This window comes from Micromonospora avicenniae, from assembly GCF_900156065.1.
GTDB lineage: Bacteria > Actinomycetota > Actinomycetes > Mycobacteriales > Micromonosporaceae > Micromonospora > Micromonospora avicenniae.
In genome coordinates this window covers 1-1417 of the sequence record NZ_FTNF01000058.1, presented here as the reverse complement: position 1 = coordinate 1417, position 1417 = coordinate 1, and the positions used below count along the sequence as shown (strand labels likewise).

At 64.5% G+C, this 1417-nt stretch carries 1 protein-coding gene; it reads right to left on the bottom strand.

Annotated features, from left to right (window positions below; all coding sequences use genetic code 11):
• Window positions 1-46: 46 nt before the first annotated feature.
• A complete protein-coding gene (locus tag BXA10_RS30240; protein WP_425436141.1) occupies window positions 47-1342 on the bottom strand; it encodes an IS256 family transposase in 1296 nt (431 codons plus the stop codon).
• Between the last annotated feature and the right edge of the window lie 75 nt (window positions 1343-1417).

Here is a 1417-nt window from a genome sequence, read left to right as displayed (position 1 = left end):
GGGCCTGTCAGTTCGTTTGTGTAAGGGCCTGACCTGGTTGGTGATGTTATGCCTTGTCCAGGCGTCCGGGGAACATGATGTCGAACTGGTTCATGGCGATTTTCCAGTTGTAGGTTGACCTGCCTGCGCGGGCGGCGCGGGCGGTGCGTCCGATCTGGCGGCAGCCGAGGTAGAGCAGCTTGATCAGGGCGTCGTCGGTCGGGAAGTGACCGCGGGTCTTCGTGATCTTTCTGAGTTGATAGTTGATCGACTCGATCATGTTCGTGGTGTAGATGACCTTGCGGACCTCTGGTGGAAACGCGAAGAAGGGGATCACCTGCTCCCAGGCGGCGTCCCACTGTCGGCGGATCGCCGGGTACTGCCGGCCGATCTCCGAGTCGGTCCAGGCGTCGAGGGCGTCACGGGCGGCTTGTTCGGTGGGTGCGCCGTAGATCAGGCGCAGCTGCGCGGCGACCTTCTTGCGGTCGGCGTAGTTGACCCACCGCAGCGATGCGCGGGTCAGGTGCACGATGCAGGTCTGCACCAGCGCGTCGGGCCAGACGGCCTCGATGGCGGCGGGCAGACCGACCAAGCCGTCGCAGACGACGATGAGCACGTCCTGCAGCCCTCGCGCGCGCAGGTCGTTCATCACCCGCAGCCAGAACTTGGCGCCCTCGGTCTGCTCGACCCAGATGCCCAGGACTTCCTTCTTGCCGTCGACGTCGACCCCGACGGCCAGGTGCGCGGCCTTGTTCTTGACCGTGCCCGCGTCGCGGACCTTGCAGACGATGGCGTCGAGAAACACCACCGGCCATACCGGATCCAGTGGCCGGGACTGCCACTCCTTGACCTCGTCCAGGACCGCGTCGGTGATCTTGGAGATCAGGTCCGGGGACACATCGATGTCGTAGATCTCGGCGAGGTGGGCCTGGATGTCGCGCACGGTCATGCCCCGCGCATACAACCCGATGACGATCTTGTCGATGCCGTCCAGGCGTCGCTGCCCCTTGCGTACGATCTTCGGCTCATGGGTGCCGTTACGGTCCCTCGGCACGTCGATCTCCACGGCGCCGGCCTCGGTCAGGACTGTCTTGGCCGAGTACCCGTTGCGGCTGTTACCCGATCCCTGTCCCGCCGGATCACCCACCTCATAGCCGAGATGGTCGGTCAACTCCTCCGCCAACGCCCGCTCCAGCACGGCCTTGGTCATCTGCCGCAACAGACCACCATCACCGAGCAGTTCCACACCCTGCTCGCGGGCCTGCGCAACCAACGCCTCCGCCTGCTGCTGATCCACCAGACGCGGCTCATCAGCATCCCTGCGCCGCCGCCCCACCTCAACAGTGTCCTGCACATCGCTCATTGGGTGTCCTCTCTCGAGTCGCTCAACGACTCAGAACAGAGGTCACGCCCTTACACAACAGATCTGACACCCTCT

Bases quoted from the DNA above. Each gene is read 5' to 3' on its own strand.
- BXA10_RS30240 (WP_425436141.1), bottom strand. From the start codon at position 1,342: ATGAGCGATGTGCAGGACACTGTTGAGGTGGGGCGGCGGCGCAGGGAT.